This window comes from Rhizobium esperanzae, assembly GCF_002204185.1.
Lineage (GTDB): Bacteria > Pseudomonadota > Alphaproteobacteria > Rhizobiales > Rhizobiaceae > Rhizobium > Rhizobium esperanzae.
Genome location: NZ_MXPU01000027.1, coordinates 24,662 through 46,840, shown reverse-complemented (window position 1 = coordinate 46,840; position 22,179 = coordinate 24,662). Strand labels below are relative to the sequence as shown.

Annotated in this window: 16 protein-coding genes and 3 pseudogenes; 17 read left to right on the top strand and 2 right to left on the bottom strand. The window is 59.8% G+C overall.

Annotation, left to right across the window (positions count from 1 at the left end; all coding sequences use genetic code 11):
* The 9 genes from B5E41_RS28180 to fni form a co-directional block, all read left to right on the top strand.
* Positions 1-350 (top strand): transposase (locus tag B5E41_RS28180; RefSeq protein ID WP_141098820.1); only part of this gene is annotated, 350 nt, incomplete at its 5' end.
* Positions 351-730: 380 nt separating this feature from the next.
* Positions 731-853, top strand: coding sequence for a hypothetical protein (locus B5E41_RS32615; protein ID WP_280950645.1), 123 nt, complete (start codon positions 731-733; stop codon positions 851-853).
* A 200-nt stretch (positions 854-1,053) separates the two neighbouring features.
* On the top strand, positions 1,054-2,334 hold the full coding sequence (locus B5E41_RS28170; RefSeq protein WP_088396971.1) for a cytochrome P450: 1,281 nt from the start codon (positions 1,054-1,056) through the stop codon (positions 2,332-2,334).
* Between the two features lie 5 nt (positions 2,335-2,339).
* Positions 2,340-3,941 (top strand): cytochrome P450, encoded by a 1,602-nt coding sequence (locus tag B5E41_RS28165; RefSeq protein ID WP_088396970.1) that lies wholly within the window; start codon positions 2,340-2,342, stop codon positions 3,939-3,941.
* Positions 3,928-4,770, top strand: coding sequence for an SDR family oxidoreductase (locus B5E41_RS28160; RefSeq protein WP_088396969.1), 843 nt, complete (start codon positions 3,928-3,930; stop codon positions 4,768-4,770). Before B5E41_RS28165 ends, B5E41_RS28160 begins: the two co-directional genes overlap by 14 nt.
* Positions 4,770-6,113, top strand: a complete 1,344-nt coding sequence (locus B5E41_RS28155; protein ID WP_088396968.1) for a cytochrome P450 — start codon at positions 4,770-4,772, stop codon at positions 6,111-6,113. Before B5E41_RS28160 ends, B5E41_RS28155 begins: the two co-directional genes overlap by 1 nt.
* Before the next feature lie 699 nt (positions 6,114-6,812).
* Positions 6,813-8,366, top strand: coding sequence for a hypothetical protein (locus B5E41_RS28150; RefSeq protein ID WP_088396967.1), 1,554 nt, complete (start codon positions 6,813-6,815; stop codon positions 8,364-8,366).
* Positions 8,363-9,265 carry a terpene synthase family protein gene (locus B5E41_RS28145; RefSeq protein ID WP_088396966.1) on the top strand — a complete coding sequence of 301 codons (903 nt, stop codon included), beginning with the start codon at positions 8,363-8,365 and terminating at the stop codon, positions 9,263-9,265. The genes B5E41_RS28150 and B5E41_RS28145 overlap by 4 nt, the downstream gene beginning before the upstream one ends.
* Before the next feature lie 85 nt (positions 9,266-9,350).
* Positions 9,351-10,400 (top strand): type 2 isopentenyl-diphosphate Delta-isomerase, encoded by a 1,050-nt coding sequence (gene fni, locus B5E41_RS28140; RefSeq protein WP_088396973.1) that lies wholly within the window; start codon positions 9,351-9,353, stop codon positions 10,398-10,400.
* Positions 10,401-10,591: 191 nt separating this feature from the next.
* Here fni and B5E41_RS28135 read toward each other — a convergent pair whose 3' ends face one another.
* The gene (locus B5E41_RS28135) at positions 10,592-11,521 is read right to left on the bottom strand and encodes a polyprenyl synthetase family protein (protein WP_088396965.1); all 930 of its coding nucleotides are present in this window, start codon (positions 11,519-11,521) and stop codon (positions 10,592-10,594) included.
* A gap of 1,551 nt (positions 11,522-13,072) precedes the next feature.
* Between B5E41_RS28135 and B5E41_RS28130 the strand changes: the two genes are divergently transcribed.
* From B5E41_RS28130 to ectB, 8 genes and pseudogenes are all read left to right on the top strand, one after another.
* Positions 13,073-13,576 (top strand): helix-turn-helix transcriptional regulator, encoded by a 504-nt coding sequence (locus B5E41_RS28130; protein WP_088396964.1) that lies wholly within the window; start codon positions 13,073-13,075, stop codon positions 13,574-13,576.
* A gap of 883 nt (positions 13,577-14,459) precedes the next feature.
* Positions 14,460-14,966, top strand: coding sequence for a helix-turn-helix domain-containing protein (locus B5E41_RS28125; protein ID WP_063856477.1), 507 nt, complete (start codon positions 14,460-14,462; stop codon positions 14,964-14,966).
* Between the two features lie 534 nt (positions 14,967-15,500).
* Positions 15,501-15,593, top strand: a pseudogene (locus tag B5E41_RS32610) (adenylyl-sulfate kinase); the annotation flags it as partial.
* A 54-nt stretch (positions 15,594-15,647) separates the two neighbouring features.
* Positions 15,648-16,263, top strand: a pseudogene (gene nodQ / locus B5E41_RS28120) (bifunctional sulfate adenylyltransferase/adenylyl-sulfate kinase NodQ); the annotation flags it as partial.
* Positions 16,264-16,447: 184 nt separating this feature from the next.
* Positions 16,448-17,551 carry a histidinol-phosphate transaminase gene (gene hisC, locus B5E41_RS28115; protein ID WP_088396963.1) on the top strand — a complete coding sequence of 368 codons (1,104 nt, stop codon included), beginning with the start codon at positions 16,448-16,450 and terminating at the stop codon, positions 17,549-17,551.
* 153 nt (positions 17,552-17,704) lie between these two features.
* Positions 17,705-18,090: pseudogene (locus B5E41_RS28110) on the top strand (IS66 family transposase); the annotation flags it as partial.
* Between the two features lie 400 nt (positions 18,091-18,490).
* The gene (locus tag B5E41_RS28105) at positions 18,491-19,309 is read left to right on the top strand and encodes a LuxR family transcriptional regulator (protein WP_088396962.1); all 819 of its coding nucleotides are present in this window, start codon (positions 18,491-18,493) and stop codon (positions 19,307-19,309) included.
* A gap of 327 nt (positions 19,310-19,636) precedes the next feature.
* Positions 19,637-20,911, top strand: coding sequence for a diaminobutyrate--2-oxoglutarate transaminase (ectB, locus tag B5E41_RS28100; RefSeq protein ID WP_088396961.1), 1,275 nt, complete (start codon positions 19,637-19,639; stop codon positions 20,909-20,911).
* Between the two features lie 328 nt (positions 20,912-21,239).
* Here ectB and B5E41_RS28095 read toward each other — a convergent pair whose 3' ends face one another.
* Entirely contained in the window at positions 21,240-22,178 is a 939-nt protein-coding gene (locus tag B5E41_RS28095) for an SIR2 family NAD-dependent protein deacylase (protein WP_088396960.1), read from the bottom strand.
* Position 22,179 lies beyond the last annotated feature (1 nt).

Sequence of the window (22,179 nt, the reverse complement as noted above, 5' to 3'; positions counted from 1 at the left end):
GCGCACCCCATGTCCTCAAGGCGATCCGCCGCCGTTTTCCGTGGCTGCGCCACATCTTCGCCGATGGTGGCTACGCCGGAGCCAAGTTGAGGCGAGCAATGTGCGGCCATGGTGACTGGACGATCGAAATCGTCAAGCGTTCGGATCACGCCAAGGGCTTCGTCGTCCTGCCCAAGAGATGGGTGGTGGAAAGGACTTTCGCCTGGCTTGGACGCTGCCGCCGTCTCGCCAAGGATTGGGAGAAATCGATCGAAAGCGCAACCGCATGGGCGCAAATCGCTTCAATCAGAATGCTCACGCGGGGACATCCCAATGCAGGTCGCCGACTATCGGACGCAGACCCGCGTTAGAGCAGGCTTTTGTCAGGCATGTACTCAGCGGTTGTCGGCATTGCGACTGAATGGCGGGAGCTTGACACTACGCGCTGCTACGAAATGCCCGCTGAGCCCACGAATTCACCTCGGCACGCGATTTGCTCTGGTCACGGTATGTCGCCAATCGCAGCGCGATGGTCTTCGGGCGGTGCGTCGCTGTTCGCGAGGTCCCGATGGTTTGCTGTGGCAATGATAGTGGCTCCGTTGTGACCGGGGAAAATCTCAGGAGTGTTGGATGCGATCTAGAGTTCTTCATTTGCGAGCCACAACGATCGCCCACGTCGCGGGCGGTACAGCCAAAGCGGCAGACCTTGAGCCAGGAGGGAAGCCGGGGGTGTGGGACTGGTCTGGAAGTTATGTTTGCGGACGGGTCGGTAGGTGGGTGCGGTCGAACCTGCTGCGCCAATTCCTACGGTCGGGCGACCTATGGCGATACCGACATGTTCGATTTCAACCGGCTGCACCTGCCGCTCGGCTAAGGGCTGTATCTGTGCCTGGGCGCTGCGCTGGCGCGCCCGGAATTGGGAAGTGCCTTCCCCCCGCCGTTCGTGCGGTCGGAGGATCTGGCGCTGGTAATCGCCGCAGAGGACGTCGTCTACGCGCTGTCTTAACTCATTTGCTGCCCGCAGTCTGCCCATCATCTTCCGCCCCTTCCAGGCTCAGAGAGTAAAGCGTCACCATGTCCGAACAATCCTTGCCGGCGCTGCCGATGTGGCGGGTCGATCACATCGAGCCCTCGCCCGAGATGTTGGCGCTACGTGCCAAAGGTCCGATCCACCGCGTGCGCCTTCCGTCCGGGCACGAATGCTGGTGGGTGACAGGCTATGACGAGGCCAAGGCGGTGCTGTCTGACGCGGCATTCCGGCCCGCGGGAATGCCTCCGGCGGATTTCACCCCGGATTCGGTCATTCTCGGTTCGCCGGGATGGCTGGTCTCGCACGAAGGGGACGAGCATGCTCGGTTACGCACGATCGTGGCGCCGGCCTTCAGCAACAGCAGGGTGAAGCTGCTTACGCAGCAGGTCGAGGCGATCACCGTGCAGTTGTTCGATACGCTGGCGGTTCAGCCCCAGCCCGCAGACTTGCGACGCCATGTCTCCTTTCCGCTTCCGGCCAAGGTAATCAGCGCGCTGATGGGCGTGCCCTTCGAGGAACACGCCTTTTTCGCAGGACTCTCCGACGAGGTGATGACGCACCAGCATGAAAGCGGCCCGCGCAGCGCGTCGGGCCTGGCCTGGGAAGAGCTCCGCGCCTACATTCACGGCAAAATACGGGGCAAGCGACAGGATCCGGGCGATAACCTGCTGACGGATCTGCTCGCCGCGGTCGACCAGGGCAAAGCGACCGAGGAAGAGGCGATCGGCCTCGCGGCGGGCGTGCTGGTGGCGGGGCACGAGAGCACCGTCGCGCAGATCGAATTCGGCCTGCTGGCCATGTTTCGCCATCCGCAACAGCGCGAACGCCTGGTCCGCGATCCGTCCCTGGTGGACAAGGCGGTGGAGGAAATACTGCGCATGTATTCGCCTGGTGCGGGCTGGGACGGCATCATGCGCTATCCCCGGACCGACGTCACCATCGCAGGCGTGCATATACCCGCGGAGAGCAAAGTACTGGTCGGCCTGCCGGCGACCTCGTTTGATCCGCGCCATTTCAAAGACCCGGAAGTCTTCGACATCGGACGCGACGCAAATCCCCACCTGGCGTTCTCCTACGGGCAGCACAATTGCATCGGGGCGGCGCTGGCCAGGCTGGAACTGAAGGCCGTATTCGGTTCGATCTTCCAGCGCTTTCCCGCGTTGCGCCTGGCCGTGGCGCCCGAAGAACTGAAGTTGCGCAAGGAGATCATCACCGGCGGGTTCGAGGAGATGCCGGTGATCTGGTGCGGACGCCGCCCGGTATCGCAATTTTCTCATTTGAGGGCGCCTGGCGCGCGCCGGTCAGATCAGCCACCCGACAGGTAACCAAGATGGACGTGCAAGAAACCAAGGCAGCATGCCACGACGCCTTCGCCGAGCTGGCGTCGCCAGCATGCATCCAAGACCCGTACCCGTTCATGCGGTGGTTGCAAGAGCACGATCCGGTGCACCGCGCGGCGTCGGGCATCTTTCTGTTGAGCCGCCACGCCGACATCTACTGGGCGTTCAAGGCCACGGGCGATGCGTTTCGGGGACCGGCGCCATCCGAACTGGCGCGCTATTTTCCGCGTGCGGCGAGCAGCCTGTCGCTCAATCTGCTGGCGTCCACGCTAGCCATGAAGGAACCACCGACGCATACGCGTCTGCGCCGGCTGATTTCGCGCGATTTCACCGTGGGCCATATTGACAACCTGCGCCCGAGCATCGCGCGCATCGTCGCAGCCCGCCTGGATGGCATGGCGCCCGCACTGGAGCGAGGAGAGGCGGTGGACCTGCATCGGGAATTCGCACTGGCCTTGCCCATGCTTGTCTTCGCTGAATTGTTCGGCATGCCCCAAGAAGACATTTTCGAGCTCTCAGCGATCGTCAGCGCCATTCTAGAAGGCCTGAGCCCGCACGCCAGCGATCCACAGCTCGCCGCGGCGGACGTGGCCAGCGCCAGGGTGAAGGCCTATTTCGGCGACCTCATATTGCGCAAGCGCGCCGATCCCTGCCGCGACATCGTGTCGACACTGGTCGGCGCACACAGCGACGATGCCGACACGCTTTCGGACGCGGAGTTGATCAGCATGCTGTGGGGCATGTTGCTGGGCGGTTTCGCCACCACTGCTGCGACTATCGACCATGCGGTGCTGGCGATGCTGGCCTACCCCGAGGAGCGGCACTGGCTGCAGGGAGACGCCGCAGGGGTGGAGGCATTCGTGGAAGAAGTACTGCGCTGCGAGGCGCCCGCCATGTTCAGCTCCATTCCGCGTATCGCCCAGCGCGACATCGAATTGCGTGGCGTGGTGATCCCGAAGGACGCGGACGTGCGCGTGCTGATCGCGGCCGGCAATCGCGACCCGGACGCTTTCGCTGATCCCGACCGATTCGATCCGGTGCGGTTCTACGGCACCAGGCCTGGCATGTCGAACGACGGAAAGATTATGCTGAGCTTCGGCCACGGCATCCACTTCTGCCTAGGTGCGCAACTCGCCAGGGTGCAGCTGGCCGAGAGCCTGCCGCAGATCCAGGCGCGCTTTCCCACGTTGGCCTTGGCCGAGCAGCCGACCCGGGAGCCCTCAGCGTTCCTTAGGACGTTCCGCGCGCTGCCGGTGCGGCTGCACGCGCAGGCGGCGGCTGAGGTTCGCGTCGTGGTCGACCAGGACCTGTGCGGAACCACTGGTCAGTGCGTGTTGACGCTGCCGGGCGCCTTTCGTCAGCGCGAACCGGACGGCGTGGCCGAAGTGTGCATGGCGACGGTCCCGCAGGCGCTGCACGCCGCCGTACGGCTAGCAGAAAGCCAGTGCCCGGTCGCTGCCATTCGGGTGATCGAAAGCGAAGCCGGCGATAACCACTGCACCAACCCCGGCCCTACGCCCTCTCAGGCAGACGCTGAGCGACATGCAGCGAAAGACCTACGCAATCCAGGAGAACATGATGGAACGATTTAAAGGCAAGGTGGCCGTGGTGACCGGCGCCGGCGCCGGGATCGGCAAGGCATGCGCCCTCGCCATCGCACGCGAGGGCGGAAGAGTGGTGGTGGCCGACATTGATGGCCCCGCTGCCATCGCCTGCACCGCACAGATCGCAGCCGAAGCGGGCCAAGCGCTGGCCGTGGCCATGGACATCGCAGATGCGCAGGCGGTGGCAGAGCTTTTCCAAACGGCGAAGCGGCGCTTCGGTGGGGTAGACGTGCTTGTGAACAATGCGAGCGCCATGCATTTGACCCCGCACGACCGCGCGATCCTCGACCTGGACGTGGCGGTCTGGGACAAGACCATGGCGACCAATTTGCGCGGCACGCTCCTCTGCTGCCGGCAGGCCATCCCACAAATGATCACCCGCGGTGGTGGCGCGATCGTGAACATGTCATCGTGCCAAGGGCTCAGCGGCGACACCGCACTGACGTCCTACGCCGCGTCGAAGGCCGCAATGAACATGCTGTCGGCCTCGCTTGCCACCCAGTACGGACACGCGAAGATCCGCTGCAACGCGGTTGCGCCAGGTCTTATCATGACGGAACGCCTCTTCGCCAAGCTGGACGAGTGCATGCAACGGCATCTACACCGGCACCAGCTCCTGCCGCACGTCGGCCGCCCCGAGGACGTAGCCGCGCTGGTCGCATTCCTGCTCTCCGACGAGGCTGCGTTCATCACCGGCCAGGTGTTGTGTATCGACGGCGGCATGTTGTCGCATGTTCCAACCTACGCCGACGGTGGCAACAGCGCGGCTCTGCCGGCCGGTGACGCCGCCGAAGCAGCCGCAACGTCGCACTGTTGATGGACATGCTGCTCAACCCGCTGAACCGCTGGCACCGGCTACGGGACGACATCCCGGTCATGCCTGGCGCTTTCCCCCTGGTCGGGCATCTTCCCGCCATCGTCTGCGATCTGCCGCGCCTGCTGCGGCGCGCCGAAAGGACGCTAGGCAGCCACTTCTGGCTGGATTTCGGCCCGGCCGGACACCTGATGACATGCCTGGATCCGGATGCGCTCGCATTGCTCCGGCACAAGGAAGTGTCCTCGGCACTGATCGAAGAGATGGCGCCCGACATCCTTGGCGGAACGTTGGTCACTTTGGACGGTAGCGCGCACCGGCAGGCGCGCGATGGGATAAAGGCGGCGTTTCTGCCCAGGGGTCTGACCGAGGCCGGCATCGGCGAGCTGTTCGAACCAATTATTCGGGCTCAGGTCAAGGCGTGGCGCGACCGCGGTGAAGTCGCTATCCTGCCAGACACCCGCAACCTGATGCTTAAACTCACCTTCAGTCTCATGGGCATCCCCGCCCAAGACCTGTCGGAGTGGCATCGCAAGTACCGGCAACTGCTACAATTGATGGTCGCGCCCCCGATCGACCTGCCGGGGATGCCATTGCGGCGCGGCCGCGCCGCCCGCGATTGGATCGACGCGCAGTCGCGCCAGTTCATCCGGGACGCGCGCGCGCGCGCCGCGCGCACCGGGTTGATCAACGACATGGTGAGCGCCTTCGATCGCAGCGACGGCGCGCTCTCCGATGACGTCCTGGTCGCCAATATCCGCTTGCTGCTGCTTGCCGGCCACGAGACCTCCGCCTCAACGATGGCCTGGACGGTGATCGAGCTGGCGCAGCAGCCAGAGCTGTGGGACGCCCTGGTCGAAGAGGCCCAACGCGTGGGCGCGGTGCCGACCGGGCACGAGGACCTGGCGCAATGTCCGGTCGCAGAGGCACTGTTTCGGGAGACGCTACGAATGCATCCGGCTTCCTCGCTCGTACCGCGTCGCGCGATGCAGGAATTACAACTCGGCCAGCGGCGCATTCCTGCGGGCACTCATTTGTGCATCCCACTGCTGCATTTCTCGACCTCGGCGCTGCTGCACGAAGCGCCTGATCAGTTCCGTCTGGGACGGTGGCTGCAACGCCCGGAGCCGATCCGGCCGGTGGACATGCTGCAGTTCGGTGCCGGCCCACACGTCTGCATGGGCTATCATCTAGTATGGCTGGAGCTGGTGCAGTTCAGCATCGCCTTGGCATTGACCATGCATGAGGCCGGGGTGCGGCCGCGGTTGATGAGCGGCGTCGAAAATGGCCGGCGCTATTACCCGACCGCACATCCGTCCATGACGATCCGCATCGGATTCTCATGAGCTAGGATCGTCTGCCCCGTGTCAAGAGGCAGCGGCGCCGGCGATGGGCGGCAATGCTGCACTCGGCGCGCGCGCCCGGTGCGACGCCGGCAACACCGCGGCTCGCCGCTCGCCGCGACATTCTCTGTCACGTACAAGGAGATGAACAACATGCAGACGGGTTCCACGCTAAACGACGACCGAACTGGCGTTTCCCCGTTCGACGGATTGGGCGCGCAGGCGTGCGGCGGAGTGCCGGTGCGCGCGTCCGTACGCATGGTCGCGCTATGCGCCGTCGCGGAGGATGCCGCGCGTTACGCTGTTCCGCGCGCTGGATCGCTATCGCGCCTGTTTCGGCCTTGTATCGTAGGTGGTCGAGGATGACACGCCAGCGGATGACGCGACGCTGGGCGAGCCCCCGGCAAGCATGTGGCGGAGAAGAATGCAACCGGCGTGCCGATCACGGAGCTGCATGCAGCGCGCCTATGGCCCGAGGCCGAGGAAGCCGTCACCCCGCTGCGATCGGTCGGCGGCAGCGCTAGATGCTACATTGTGTCCGATTCCACGGCGCAGATCGCAGCGGTTGCCCACCGCGGTCCGCCGCGCTGTCCGGCGGACCGCCGTCAGCATAGGTGCGCTTCGCCGCGACGGGCCCGCGGCGGTGCCCGGCGTCCGCCCCATCCTGCTTCTCGTCAACTGCCTGCAGAGGGAACATCCCGCATGAATGCGCTGTCCGAACAGATCCTTTCTGAATTGCGCCACCTGCTGAACGACACGCGCGATGGCGGCAGCGTCAGTCCCTCCGTTTACGACACGGCGCGCGTTTTGCACTTCCGCGGCAACGTCACCGGTCGGCAGAACGCATACGCGTGGCTCATGGCGCAGCAACAGGCGGATGGCGGGTGGGGAAGTGCTGACTTCCCACTGTTCCGCCATGCACCCACGTGGGCGGCGTTGCTTGCATTGCAGCGTGCCGATCCTCTTCCCGGCGCTGCGGACGCAGTTCAGGCTGCAACGCGGTTCCTCGAGCGCCAGCCGGATCCCTACGCAGATGCGGTGCCGGAAGACGCGCCGGTAGGCGCGGAGCTGATCCTGCCGCAGATCTCCGGCGAGGCTACATCCTTGGTGGACGACGTGGTGTTTCCGCGCTACCCGGCGCTGTTGCCATTGCGGCAGGCGTGCCTGGCCAAGTTGGGGACGGTGGGACCGCTGCCGAGCGGCCATCCGTTGTTGCACTCCTGGGAAGCCTGGGGGACGTCGCCGACCACGGCATCCCTGGACGACGACGGCAGCATCGGCATCAGCCCGGCGGCAACCGCCGCGTGGCGTGCGCACGCCCTCACACAGGCGAGCGCGCCACAGGTTGGGCGTGCCGACAGGTATCTTCAGGCCGCATCGCGCGCGGCGCGCAGCGGCATCGAAGGTGTCGTTCCCAGCGTCTGGCCGATCAACGTGTTCGAGCCGTGCTGGTCGCTGTACACTCTGCATCTGGCCGGGTTGTTTTCGCATCCCGCGCTCGCCGAGGCGGTAGGCGTGATCGTCGCGCAGCTCGATGCCTGTCTGGGCGTGCGCGGTCTGGGTCCGGCCTTGCACTTCGCGGCCGATGCGGACGACACCGCCGTTGCGTTGTGCATCCTGCGCCTAGCAGGACGCAACCCGGCTGCCGACGCGTTGCGCCATTTCGAAATCGGCGGGCTGTTCGTTACCTTTCCCGGCGAGCGCAATGCCTCGGTGTCCACCAACATCCACGCCCTGCATGCGTTCAGACTGTTGGGAAAGCCCACCGCCGGCACCAGCGCTTACCTTGAGGCCAATCGCAACCCGGACGGTCTATGGGACAACGAAAAATGGCACGTTTCGTGGCTGTATCCCACCGCGCATGCAATCGCTGCGCTCGCGCAAGGCGCGCCCCAGTGGCGCGACGAGCGCGCGCTGGCGGCGCTGTTGCAGGCGCAGCGCGACGACGGCGGCTGGGGCGCCGGTCGCGCGTCAACATTTGAGGAAACCGCCTATGCGCTGTTCGCCTTGCACGTGATGGATGGGCGCGAAGAGCCGACAGGGCGCGCCCGCATCGCGCTGGCGGTCGCGCACGCGCTGGAGTGGATGCTCGCTCGCCATGAGGCGCATGAATTGCCGCAGACGCCGCTGTGGATCGGCAAGGAATTGTATTGCCCGACCCGGGTCGTGCGCGTGATCGAACTCGCCGGCTTGTGGCTGGCTCTTCGTTGGGGGCGGCGCATCCCGGCCGAGGGAGCAGGAGGAATAGCGCAATGATCCCGACCGAAAGCGCGCTGCAGCAAGTACTGGAGTGGGGGCGTTCCCTGATCGGATTCGCCGACGAGCATGCCGTGGAAGCAGTTAGGGGCGGACAGTACATCCTGCAGCGTATCCAACCGAGCCTGCACGATACCAGCGCCCGCACCGGCCGGGATCCGCAGGACGAAAAGCTGATCGTGGCGTTTTATCGCGAGTTGGCGCTACTGTTTTGGCTCGACGATTGCAACGACCTTGGCCTGATCGCGCCAGAGCAGCTGGCCGCGGTGGAGCAGGCGCTGGGGCAGGGCGTGCCATGCGCGCTCCCCGGGTTCGAGGGCTGCGCTGTGCTGCGCGCTTCCCTGGCCGCGCTCGCCTACGATAGGCGCGACTATACTGCGCTTCTTAACGATACCCGGTGCTACTGCGCGGCGCTTCGCGCCGGTCACGCGCAGGCGGCGGGGGCGCAACGCTGGTCTTACGCCGAATACTTGCACAATTCCATCGATTCGATCGCCTACGCGAACGTGTTCTGTTGCCTGTCGTTGCTTTGGGGGCTGGACATGGCGACCCTGCGCGCGCGTCCGGCGTTTCGCCAGGTACTGCGGCTCATCTCCACGATAGGGCGCCTGCAGAACGATTTGCATGGACGCGCCAAGGATAGGTCGGCGGGAGAGGCCGACAACGCTGCCATCCTGCTCCTGCAGCGTTATCCGGCTATGCCTGTGGAGGATTTCCTCAACGACGAGCTGGCCGGCCATGAGCGCATGCTGCACCGAGTGATGGTGGAGGAAAGCTTTCCTGCGCCATGGGGACCGTTAATCGAGGCCATGGCGGCCATTCGCGCGAAGTACTACGAGACCTCGATCAGCCGCTACGGCAACGATGCTGCGGGGGGAGGCCAGCGTGCGCCGGCGTGAACGCGCGGGAGGCGGCGGCGTGCGCGCAGCGCCCTCGGTCCGATCCGACGCAACGCCAACGCCCAATACGGCGGATCAAGCGAGCATGTGCGACGACGCCCTGACCCGGCGCAAGGACGACCATCTGGACCTCGTGCTTAATCGGCGAACGGCGCCAGCCACGGTCGCCGCCGGCTGGGAGCAAATCCGGTTCGAACACTGCGCACTACCCGAGCTGGACCTGACGCAGATCGGACTGCGCACCTCGCTGTTAGGCAAGCCCATGCGTGCGCCGCTGCTGATCAGTTCCATGACCGGCGGAATGCCACGCGCCGAGGCCATCAATCGGCATCTGAGCGAGGCGGCGCAAGCCTTGGGGATCGCCATGTGCGTCGGTTCGCAGCGCGTGAGCCTGCAATCGCGCAATTCCCAGGGACTGACGCGCGCGCTTCGCCGCCTGGCGCCTGACATTCCCTTGCTGGCCAATATCGGCGCCGCGCAACTGCGTGAGGCCGACGGCCTTGATCTGGCGCGCCGGGCTGTCGATGCGCTGGAGGCTGATGGGCTGATCGTCCATCTCAATCCGCTGCAGGAAGCGCTACAGCCGGATGGCGACCGCGACTGGCGCGGCGTCCTGGCGCAGATGGCTCGCGCCGCGCGTAGCGTGGGCGTGCCGATCGTGGCCAAAGAAGTGGGGTCGGGCCTGTCCGCCTCGGTGGCCTGCGCGCTCGTCGAGGCGGGTGTTGCGGTGATTGATGTCGCCGGAGCGGGCGGCACCAGTTGGGCCGCGGTGGAGGGCGAGCGCGCCCGCGATGCCGCCGGCCGTGCAGTGGCGATGGCGTTCGCCGATTGGGGGATCCCGACACCGGCCAGTTTGCAGGCGGTACGTCGGGCGCTGCCAACGGTGAAGCTTATCGCGTCCGGCGGGATCCGCGATGGCGTCGACGTGGCCAAGGCCATTCGCCTGGGCGCGGACATCGCCGGGCAGGCAGCCGGCGTGCTGCCAGCGGCTACGGTATCGACCGAAGCGGTCGTCGCGCATTTCGAGGTCGTCATCCGCCAGTTGGCCGTCGCCTGCTTTTGCACCGGCTCACCTAATCTGGCGACGTTGCGCCAGGCGCGCTTGTTGCCCTCCGCGCATCCGCCAGCTGGATGATGCCGTCGTCGCTCGCTCGTGTCGGCCGGCGCCTAGCTGGTTGCAAAAACCGTTAACGCTAAAGCTAGACCTCTAATCCACCTGGCCCACGGGTTCGATACAGGGAACGAAGTGTTCATGAGGCAGCTGTTGACGATGAAGCGGTAATGATGCCGCCGGTTAGCTAGGTTATGCGTAACGGAATTCGGAGCTCATAAAGGTGCGCAATCCAGCGCCGCTTGTTGAATTAGCCCGGCTTTTCCCGGTCCCGCCACGCCTTTGCAAAGTGCATGATTCAGCCAGTTAACGAAGGACCGTTTGTGAGGGCTGGCAGGAACGGTGTCACCTATCTGTTCGAGATACGCGTAAAATCTGGCGGCTGCGCTGTCCAATCCTTCGCCGCGAACGATACTGGGCCGCTTCAGCTGCGTGTCCACGGCAGGCAATTTGCCAAGCACTTCGGCGCGACCGACTGTATCTGCGATGTCGTCGGCGATCTGATACGCATGCCCGAGCAATTCCCCCACCTTAGACCATGGGGCCGGATCAACATCACTTGCCAGGGCACCGCACGTGGCCGCTGCGACAAAGAGGGAGCCGGTCTTGTAATGGTGATAGCGGTCGATTGGGACGTGCGTCATTGCCTCCATCGACTGTCCGGCGATCAGTCCGTGACTGGGGCCGACCGCCTCCGCAACCACCTCGATCATGCGCGCGCCCAACTCAGGTGTTAGCGCAGCCTGCAGGCTGAGGTATTTGAAAGCCATCACAATCAAGGCATCGCCAGCCAAAACGGCGATAGGCTCTCCGAAAAGCCGGTGCACCGTCGGTCTGCCGCGGCGTAGCGCGGCGTTATCGAAGCAAGGCAAGTCGTCATGCACCAACGAGGCACAGTGTAGCAATTCAATTGCTGCCGCGGCTCTTGTCGCCAGCTCAGGATGTCTTTCGCCGCACACATAGGAGACTTTCAAGCAGAGCTTGGGGCGCATCCGGGAGCCACCTGGAAACACTGCCGCGTCTAGCGCTCCACGCAGGTGAGCCGGCGCAGCCGGACTTAGAGCACTATCCATGGCAGCTCGCAGCGCATGCTCGATGAGCTTGTCGCTATCACAAACGACGTCGGCTTGGTGATTCGAAATCATATCGCATCTCCACTTTTGAGACGAAAACGAACATCGGGCCTAGTCCAACCGGTGCCAAACAAAAGGCCAATTTCGCTGTGTCTCTTCAGGTTCCAGGGCGCCGTTAAGTTTAGCGGGGTGCGGCGGCCAACATGCGGCACCGGCGTCACCAATGAACCCGCGTGCCAGTGGGAGCCCTAACTCGGCAAGGCGATCTCCCGCTGGAATCCCTCGAAGCAGTCCCATTCGCGGCGACATGACATCTGGACGAATTCGGTTATTTCGATCGCGTGCGAAAAACATTGGCTCTGGCGGCGCTGTCGGCCAGAATGGCATTGCTCTCGACGTCTTGATCCAAAGCCGAAGAGGCTCCCGCGCTGAGCAGTGGCTCGTGACAAAGCTCTTTGGATCGGCTGCACGCCGCCGCGCGTGATGATCGCTGACGAGCTCCGTTCGTAGGGTACGACATGGGCGAAGATGGGCCTTACATCTAAAAGTGTTGGTCATCGTCGATAGTAACCACTGGAGCTTGGACCGGAACCATTGCCGGCAGAGATCTGGGCTCTTACAAGCAATTGGTGTACCACCAGAGCATTGTTAGTGAATGGTTCAATGGCGGCAGAAGGCGCCTTCCGGTGCTCACCGTGTGTCGGGAGTCGTAGATTGTGCCACTCCGCCTAGTATGTGAACGCCGTCAACCTTGCGAGCGATCCGTCCGAAGGCCGACCCAGCATTGGGAGTGAATTGGGTCGAGCTCACAATGCACGTCGGCACTTGCATCATGCCAACCTGTCAATGTGCGCGATCGCACGCGACTGTTATCTTTGCGTCAATTGCGGTCGAACCAATGCTTTTGACGCTTCACGAGGTTACGCTGCCGATAGACCCAGCGGAGAAGAGGACTGAGCCCTTCCTGTTGCTCTTCGGCGCGATGTTGCCGAAGCCTTAGACTCGACCGGCTTGGCGAGGATTTCGGCGCTGCCGTAGCCCTAGTCGGCCGGCAGGAAACCGCTTCGAGAAGTCGGTCCCCGACCGCCTTTTGCTAGCGGACTAAAAGGTCGGAGCAGGTGGATATGCAGCGCTCTCCTTCGATAGCTTGGTTGAAGGAGGGGGAATTTCGAACCTACACGCTTGCGGGAGCGGTAACCGATATGGGTTCTTGGCTGGGTGATCTCCAGCACGGCGGAGCTTTCCCAGCTAGCCAAATGGGATATCCTGGGACGGGGAAATGGATCGGTTTTCGAAATTATTTTTTATCGTCCTCAACGATGACGGCTTAGAAGATGTTGAGCATTGAATGTGAATTTTCGCTCAAATTCGACGCTAACCTAGATGATTCAGTGGCGGGTGCGGCCATAGCAACAGATCTTTCACGGAACTGGGCGACCGGTCTCAGCGCCTGTTTTGCATGCATTCCTGAAGCAATTTGGCTAAACCCTCAAATATTTGCTATAACGCAAAAAATGCCCAAAATGGGTATTTAAAACGGTTGTAGTGTGGCGATGACAAGTGGTTCAAATCCGCTCAGTTGGCGCACGCCTACAACGAGTGGCAGGAAAACAGGGACGTGCGGTGACGGAAGATCTAACAAGCTACAGAAGTTCGAGAGGCCTCGTCAGCACCGCCGATCCGGAGGTTGACAAGCCGATCTGTCGAAAGCCAGGTTTCGACGGCAAAATTACATCCCTGGGACACATGGAGGAATTGATCAGCGCGTTCCTGAAAAAGACACGCGAAGCGCAAGGCCTGTCTCGTGCGGACGTTGCTCCAATGCTTGGTCTGTCCATCCCTGTATACGGACGCTACGAGCGGGCATTTTCCAAAATGACTGTTACCCGGATGATCCATCTGTGTGAGATTCTTGGCTTTATGCCTATCGATATGATCTTTGAAGCTGCGCCACATCTTTGGGGCCGTACATCGGAGGAGGCCGAGGATTGTCTCACACTGGCTCGGGTTCTCAGGAGACTTCCGAACGGCACGACGCGCGATCTTATTCGGCTCCTGCAGCGAATGATCCCCGATGACGACGATAGCGACAGGGGTATCAGTGATGTAGCGGAGACCGTGAAGTGAGCTGGGTTTGTCTATGACGCCCCCGACCAGTTGCAGTATTGGTGATAGCCGGGTGTCGCAGCCGACGCGCTGTCGTCGGTGTGCAGACACCCACAATCTCACAACTTAGCTTTTCACTCGCATTTCCGTCTGAACACAATACGTGCCGATTGCGCAATATTCGATCGTTGGTTGGCGTCGATCTTGCTCGATGCTCGAGCGATTCGTCGACGAGCGATGCCAAGTCTATTTGCATGCGCTTTGCTTCGACAGTAGGGTCTGTGATTAACTCCCACATTGGGTTCTCCTGCTCAATGCCATGTGGGTATTCGAGCTGCCGGCGCGCATGCTTTTTTCAATTACTAAATCGAAGCCTGTCCTCTCCGCGCCTCTGTTTCATCGCGCCGATCCCTTTGTGCCATTAGGCTCGGAAATAGCCTTTCGACATCACGGATCAGGTTCCGCGAAAAGGGGTCGACTCGCCGAGACGGGAAACGCAGCTAGACAAACCTCGCTGTTCATGGCTGCCGCCCTTCAGAGGTACTATGAGGGCATCGCCTAGGGCAGCCAACACGCGCAGCCGTGATTGGTTGGCCGTGAGCCGAGAGTCTCCACGTGCAGGACAAAAGACCACCATGCCCGCACACGACGTCCCGGAAGGTGTTCATAGCCAATTTGGCGCAATTGGATAATCCTTGCGTGAAGCGATTTCGGTGTTGGCTAGATCTATGTACTTGCGCTCACTGATATATTTGAGTGAACGATAGCAAGCGGGTGAGGTTCGCGTGGACAAAATTGCGCCAAATGAGACCGAAATTCAAACATTGGTGGTTCCAAGCACATCACTTTCCGGGTAAAGAGCTCTGGCGCATTTACCTCAGTCGGAGCAATGTCAGGACCATCATTGAAGCAATGGATTAATGAACTCGGTTTGCAACAAGTCGATGATCCAGGCATAGACAAGCCGGTCTATCGAAAACCTTTTGACGGACGGATTGCACTTAGCGCCGAACTCGAAAACTTGATCAGCATCAGCCTTCGCGAAGCCCGCGATAAGCGAAAACTCCCGCGCTCGAAACTGGCGCCCTTGCTTGGCATCACTAAGCAGGTCTACGGCCGGTACGAAAATGGAGTATCCCGCTTGACCGTGAGCCGACTGATTCATCTGTGTGAGGTTTTGGATGCGACTCCGGAAGAGATTATCGCCCCGGCGGCACCTTATCTTTGGGGCGAAACTGAAACCAAAGCGGTTCTGCTGTTGGCTACTATCGTGAAGTTGCGGACTTTCGATGAAGAGATTTTGCAAGATATTTACAGCTTACTAAGCCGCATAGACGAGACCGGTAGCGATAGCGGCGATGGTGCTGTGAAAGTCGCGTCTACCAGCGCCACTGCAGACGATCGCGAATAAGGTGTAGATCGCTCGCGTCAAGAAACAGAACGTGCGTCCGTCCCTGATGAAGTTCTATCAGAAGCCGCGACCAAACGCTCGCGCCGTTGCTGGTTGCCGAAGCGAGCTTTGCGCAGGCGGTTAGGACTAGCTGCCGACCAATTATCGCCACAGCTCTGCGGGGCATAGGTGGGTAAACGGGGAGGCGCATGTTGGGTCAACTGGTCCAACTCATCCCTGCTCTCGGCCGCTGAAGGGGTTGCGCGGTCGTCTTACGCGGCAAGGAGGAAGGTCACGTCAAAGCCTAAGAAACCCGTATATTCATCATCCAAAGCATCGATGATTTCATTGACACAATTAATTTTACCAATCTCCCATGATGATGCATTAGGAATCTTGATCTCAGACGCGAGTGACGGCGAAACCTTCGACGGTCCGGACTGGCTATAGCGCGAACCCGAGCAACGGAGCCGACATGCAGCGGGGTGACCGCTGCTTCAATCAAACAATGCGTGCTTCAAAATAGCAGCAAGAAATACCAAAGGAGGTCTTTGCATGCGTTCTGAGCTGCGGTGGAAGCTGTGCTGGGAAAACGAGCTGGACATCATCGACCATGTCGATCCTCCCGAGTTCTTTCGCAAAGCTTATGGGCCGACCGGGGTCTTCAATACAAAGCTTTTCAGCGGTAGCCAAAGCTGGGCAAGGCGCGCCGACAACGTGCATTGGCAGGCGACGGGCGTTGACAAAGGCGCACGCGCGGCGATGAAGAGCCAGCGGCCAGCCGTCCTGTGGTTCACCGGACTTTCCGGCTCCGGCAAGTCCACAATCGCCAATGCGCTCGACCGGTTGCTGCATGCCCGCGGTAAGCACACCTACATCCTCGACGGCGACAACGTGCGCCACGGGCTCAATCGCGACCTAGGCTTCAACCAGTCTGATCGCGTCGAGAACATCCGCCGCGTCGCCGAGGTCGCTAAGCTGATGGCCGATGCCGGGCTGATCGTGCTCGTATCCTTGATCTCGCCGTTCCGCGGCGAACGCCGGATGGCTCGCGAACTGATGGAGGAGGGGGAGTTCATCGAAATCTTCGTCGACATGCCGCTCGAAGAATGCGCGCGGCGCGATCCGAAGGGGCTTTATCGGAAGGCGTTCGCTGGCAAGATAGCCAATTTCACCGGCGTTTCCTCACCGTACGAGATCCCTGAGAGCCCCTGAGAGCCCTGAGTTGCATCTCGAAACGGTTGGCCACGACCCTGCGGCGTTGGCGTTTGAGATCGAACAGTTCCTCGAAAGGCGAATGGAGCAAAGTGACGCATGATTGTGAGAGTGCGGAGGCTTAAGCATTGGCGGCTTGAGGCGGCCGCGGCGGTCCTTGGCTATTAACTACGCGGTGGTCGTTGCAGCCCCAGGCGGGCCGCGCCAACGTCCGATGCTATTGTTGGCTTCAGCATGAGACAGCCGATCACGCGCTCACGGCCGGCTTACTGAAACGGAGAAAAGATATGTCTGATGCAAAGCTGCAGGGCGTGCTTTCGGCTCTTTCGCCGGTGGCGAGACAGCTAAATGCGCTACCCTCCAATCAACCGGGGCGAGATGCAAACTGCGTTAAACTAAACACGAATGAGAATCCATTTCCGTTGCCGATGATGGTGATGCAAAGTGCGCTGGCGGCCCTCGAACGGCATTATCTGTATCCCGAAGATGACAATCTGAGTTTGCGCGACGCAGCCGCCAATGCGTATGGCCTCTCCCAGGATCAGGTGATCGCCGGGAATGGCTCGTCTGAGCTGCTCGGGCTCATCTACAGAGCATTCCTAGACCCGGGAGATAGCGTGGCGATGATATCGCCAGGTTTTTCCTTTAACCGCAAACTTGCCATGTTGCAGGGTGCTCGACTTCTCGAAATCGAATGGGGCGAGTCTTATTCTCTGCCGATCGAGCAGCTGCTTCTTGGTCCAGCAAGAGATGCAAAATTCATACTGCTGGCCAATCCGAACAATCCGACCGGAACATTCGTTCCCGTGGACGAAATCGACCGCCTCGTCGCGCAATCTGACCAATTGATAGTGGTGGACGAAGCGTATGTCGACTTTGCGCCCGATGATGCCCTGCGCCTCGTCGATCGCCATTCAAACCTTCTGATATTGAGAACATTTTCGAAAGGCTTTGCAGCCGCTGGAATACGTGTTGGTTTTGGCTTTGGTCATCCTGAGCTTATTGAGAGGCTCCGCAACCTCCAAAATGTCTTCAATATGAACGTAATCGGCCATGCGGTGGGCATTAGTATCCTTTCGCACCGCGCCGACTACCACGAGAACCACAAATATATTAAACATGAAAGACACAGAACGACGACTGCCTTGTCTCAATTGGGCTTTTCTGTGATCCCGTCCCACACAAACTTTTTGCTTGCTCGGGTGCCCCCCGCACAAGATGGCAAATGGTGGCAAGCGTCTTTGGCTAGGCAGAACGTACTTGTAGCCGTCTTTCCCGATTCCGGATTGGAAAATTATATTCGCGTCAGCATCGGCACCAGAACCCAAATGGATGCGTTCCTTTCAGCTGCCAGGGACATCATTTCTGGAAGCATGAAGACGCAGAGCTAGCCGGTTCGAACTATTGCTCACTGCTTGTCACGTGGCAATAAGATCACAAATAGGCGCAACACAGTAAGGCATGCGCAGTCTCGATTCCCTTGATTACGCGTGTTGTTAGCGCACGAGTGGAGCACCCGGTCACAGACGACATGGCCAATTGGACGGCTCTATGTAGATAAGACCACGGCTCCATTGTTTGGATGGGGCGCGGCAGGACGAAAATAGCTATCTCTGGGGCTGCGACCGCGGCTGGAACGGATCTTTGCCGTCCGGCGGGGTGCTCGGCCTGGGCGTAACGGCGAATATGCTGCAGAAATTAAGACGGATTCAACGGCGCGATCCAAGTCGATGCCTATGGGGGCTACTCTCACCTGGTTACGCCAGACCGCATGCGCGGTAATCCGCTGAGGCTCGCTTTCTGGTGGGCTCATGGCGCCAGAAAGCTGATCAAGGCAAAGCCGAAGAAGGGCTCGCCTATCGTCGACGAGGCGTTGCTGCGTATCGCGGCTCTTTACAGGATCGAAGATGGCATCCGCGGTTCTGATCCCAAAATCGTAAGCGTACTCGGAAATGAGCACGTGGGGATACGCCACCACCATCCCCTTGCGTGGATGACTGGAGAGGCGATGGGTCAAACATGGTTGTTAGTGATGGGCCGCTCAATGGCTATTTTTGTCGGGTTTCATCGACTTACGACAAAACTTGGTATGTCCAGCCTTGCACCCAAGCGGTCGAATCGTTGATTAACATCGGCAATTGCTCCGGGATCTAAATTGGCACAGCTCTTGATACTCCTCGAATCAAGTCCAAGAGCAACACACGTGGTCAGAGCAAGTTGTGTAGCCCTTCCGGCAGTAACGCCGGAGTTTCTGCATCGAAAACTCTGTAACGACGGTGACGATGTTTGGAGGCAAAGGATGCGGCGGCAGAGCTACAGAACTTGGGTGAATGCATTCTGTCGAGGCCGCGGAGCCGACAGGTACCTATCCTTTCAGCTTTCTTTTGGTTCCGCTCATGCAATTCCCTAAATCAATCGAAGAAGCGCATGCAGCTGAATTTTACCAATTCCTCGAAAAAACTCAGGGCTTAATTCGATCCCCGAAGCTTTTCGAATTGTTGTGTTCATTTGCTCGGATTCTCGAATTCCCATGGGTCGCCTATCATCGTCAATCGGGCGATGAAATCCTAAAGATGGTCCGCTGCAATCCGCCTGCCGTCAGCTATCCTGATGAGTGGCAGGATCATTATGCCAAGATGGGCTATGACAGAATTGATCCCATCATCAAAAAGAGCCGAAAGCAGGCGGACGCTTTCCGTTGGAGTGAAGCGCACAATGACATGATCAAAACGGAACTGGAACGGCGATTTTTCGAGGAGGCTGCAGCGTTCGGTTTGAGGTCAGGGGTCAGTGTTCCATTGCACGGTCCCGGAGGTAGTTTTGCGATTATGAGCTTTGCTCGGCCCTCGTCCTGCGAGCCCGAGAATAAAATGGTTACATATCTGAAATTTGCGGCTGTGCACTTCCATCTGAGTGTCGCGGATTTTGCGAAGCGGGTTGCGGGAAAATGCCCCGAACTTACTCCAAGAGAAAGAGAGTGTATTCTCTGGGTAGCAAGGGGGAAGTCTTCATGGGATATAGGGCGGATACTTGATATTTCTGAGAATACTGTAAATTTTCACATAAAAAATACAACGCGGAAGTTGGATGTCAGTAGCCGAACGGTCGCGGCTTTGAAAGCAGCAAGCCTTGGAATTATCGAATTGTAGGACCAACTCGGGGTGTGGTCCTGCGTCCGGCCGTTGCGGGGCGGCCATCGGAACCTGTCTTCGGTCATATCGCAACTGCTGATGTTGGACTGGGCACAACGCTGCCGTCCGGCAGTAACGGCAGCCAAACGTGTATCCGGCACGCGCTGAGCCTGTAACCAAGAAACGGTCTATGACGATACTCCCTTTGCAGGTAGGTGCAATGGGTCGCCGTTGTCGGCTAGGATGCCAGCCTACAATTGTAAAGGGTTAGTGAAGGCAGACCGGGAGCGGTTCGACTAGTTCACGACCAGATGAGACTCTGCAAGTTTCTTATGGAGGAAGATCATGCCTCAAGAGAGTAGTTCTAACTCGCTACTGGAATTTGAAACCCTCGAGTCAAATGTGAGGTCATATTCACGATCCTTCCCTGTGGTGTTCAGAAAGGCGGCAGGAGCCATCCTCGAAGACGAGAATGGTTGTGAGTTCATTGATTTTCTTTCCGGCGCGAGTGCCCTTAACTACGGTCACAACGACCCCTACATCCGAAATGCTGCAGTGGAATACCTGCAATCGAATCGGATCGTCCACGCGTTAGACATGGCAACATCAGCGAAACGAGAATTTATCAAAAATTTTGACCATATAATTTTGCGCCCGCGCGGGCTGGCGTACAAATTTCAGTTTACCGGCCCCACGGGTGCCAACGCTGTTGAAGCTGCTTTGAAACTCGCACGTAAGGCAACCGGCCGGCACAACGTAATCTCGTTCACAAACGGCTATCACGGAGGGAGTTTGGGGGCCCTTGCCGTAACCGGCAATCGATATTTCCGAAATGCAGCAGGTCTTACCCCTGCCGGCGCAGTTTTCATGCCCTACGACGGCTACTGGGGAGCCGACAACGATACGTCCGACTACTTGGATAAGGTGCTTGCTGATAGTAGTAGCGGAGTCGACTTGCCGGCAGCTATTATTCTGGAAACTGTTCAAGGCGAGGGAGGTATCAACCCTGCAAGCACAGACTGGCTGCAGTCAGTTGAGCGGCTCTGCAGAAAGAACGACGTCCTACTGATTGTTGACGACATTCAGGCTGGCTGCGGCCGAACTGGCGAATTTTTCAGTTTTGAGTCTGCGGGTATATCCCCAGACATCGTGCTTTTATCCAAATCCCTCAGCGGTTATGGGTTACCTCTATCGCTTCTGCTGCTCAAATCCGAATTGGACGTTTGGCAGCCAGGTGAACACACTGGGACTTTCAGAGGCAATAACCTTGCACTCGTGACGGCAAGTGCTGCTTTGCAAAAATACTGGACAAATGAAAACTTATCTAAGGGCGTTATCGAAACAGGACGCCAGCTCATGGAGCGCCTTCGGGAAGTTGCTCAAAGCAACCAACGTTCTGAACTTGCCGTGCGGGGAAGAGGCATGATGTTGGGGCTCGACTGCCGTACGGGGAAACTAGCGGAGAAAATCGTCCGCCAAGCCTTCGAACAAGGACTGGTGGTAGAGCGATGCGGCGCGGAAGACCAGGTAATCAAGCTTCTTCCTCCCTTGACTATCGACAGTCAAACTGCCCAACGCGGTTTGGACATCCTGGAGAAGTCGGTGCGGGTGAGCGTTTAAAGACAAACCTTGGTCTCTCGTTTCGGCCGATCAGCGTACAACTTGATTATGGTGGCCGATGCGAGGGCTTATCTTTGGCGATTCCGGCCGCGGTTCTGCCGCGTAGTGGGAATTGTTTAGGTTTTTTTTTGATAACCATCGGTCCTCCGCATGGCATTGAGCGAACAGTAAATCTGCGGTCGTCCCCGATCTTGCCGTCGATCACCTGCGACAGAGCCTCGATCCGCTGCAGAGATCACGCGCGCTCATCGCCACCACGTCAGCAAACCTGGGCAGTATGACATTCGAACTTAGCAGAAACAGAGCACTTTCTATCTGCGGCTACACCCTAGCCGCTACGGAAATTCGAACCGGAAGCCGTGTGGCCTTCCTCACCATCCGTCTTAATGCCAAATGGGACAAGCAGAGCCGCGGCTTCGCCGGTCGGCAGGTCGACAACCGTGATTGCGCTCGCTGCAAGGAAACGCCGCTCGTTTTTGGTAAGGCCTTCCGCATCAAGTACTGCAAAGTGGGGGCCGTGGGAGCGCTTGATGATCTGTCGAGCGTAGATCCGGAGCATTTGATCGTTGAAGCGGCAGCCAATGAAAAGAAAACCGCGATCTGTACGCCGTTCTTTCACCATTTCAGGAATTGGCGTCTGGATATCAATTTCGGTTAGGACTTCCACGTAATCGGAATCGGACACTAGAAAGTTCGAGGCTGGCATAACACTGCCGTGCGGCGCATAGAGGACCGTCTTTGGCGCTGAGACGCGTTCGACGTCTCTCCCGGAGAGATCGTAAGTTTTTGTCCAAATGTCGCCGCCGCCGTTCGCACGCGTGACGCCTTGCATCTCGACGACATCCGTTCGACCGGTCTTCGCGAAAGCCGCACGCATTGTCCCGTCGTACCAGCCGTCGACGATAAGGGAGATCGGCAACGTCGCGAGCCAGTCGTGGAGGGCCGTCGGCGCCACGGGTGCTCCAAATATTTCTGCCATCCAGGTCTGAAGCGTCCGGCGATGCCGTCGCTGTTCAATGAACTGCGCGACTGACCACATATTGCTGCGTATCCTGGAGGGAGCAAGTGTGCGTTTGTTGAGTGCCGCGGAGACGGCTTCCGGGGTGTCCGGTACAGGTGGTTCCGTGGATTGCAGCCGAAGGAGATCCGGACCGAGATAGGGAATGATCCGATCCGCAGCGAGCGCTTCCTGAAGCAGCTTAAGTCTTTTTTCCGCGTCACCGTTGCGAACGATTAGGAGACGGTCCGAGGTCAAGATTGTGTTCATG